This window comes from Grimontia marina, assembly GCF_900060185.1.
In the GTDB taxonomy this organism is placed as follows: Bacteria; Pseudomonadota; Gammaproteobacteria; order Enterobacterales; family Vibrionaceae; genus Enterovibrio; species Enterovibrio marinus.
Map to the genome: position 1 here is coordinate 1 of NZ_FIZY01000248.1, position 607 is coordinate 607.

General features: G+C 37.9%; 1 protein-coding gene. It reads left to right on the forward strand.

What is annotated here, in order from left to right; translation table 11 throughout:
• Positions 1–123: 123 nt before the first annotated feature.
• Positions 124–607: HAD family hydrolase (locus tag GMA8713_RS26245; RefSeq protein ID WP_232314580.1), on the forward strand; the 484-nt coding region annotated here is incomplete at its 3' end.

A 607-nucleotide genomic window follows, 5' to 3' on the forward strand; every position in this document is an offset into this window, starting at 1 on the left:
TAAAAGAGTGATGCGGATATAAGTTATGCATATCAACTCTTACCTTCGTTTCATTTTGTTAACTCAATCATTCTATCCCTTCATTCAAGGGGTAAGATTAAGTATCGAATGAAGGAAGTGTTTATGGCTGTAAAAAAAATAAAATGCATTATTTTCGACTGCGAAGGCACCTTGGTGGATAGTGAGCATTTGTGCTGCGAAGCATTGGTTTATGTCTTAAACCAACTTGGATCCGATATTACTTTTTCACAACTGCGCAACCATTTTGAAGGCGGTAAAATTGCAGATATACTGTTGCAAGCACTTGAACATACGAACATTAACGCCGATCTTGATCTTTTAGAGAACCTTTATCGGGATAAAGTTAATGAGCTCTTCCAGCAATCTCTTTCACCCATGAATGGTGCGATAGAACTACTTGAGTATTTACGCCAGCAGGGTATTGAATACTGTGTCACCTCTAATGCACCTAAAGAAAAAATATCATCAATTTTACAACGGAGTGGTTTGCTTCCCTTGTTTGAAGGACGTATTTTTTCAGCCTTTGATGCGAATAGCTGTAAGCCTGAACCTGATTTGATTCGTTATTGTGCGATGAATATGGGAT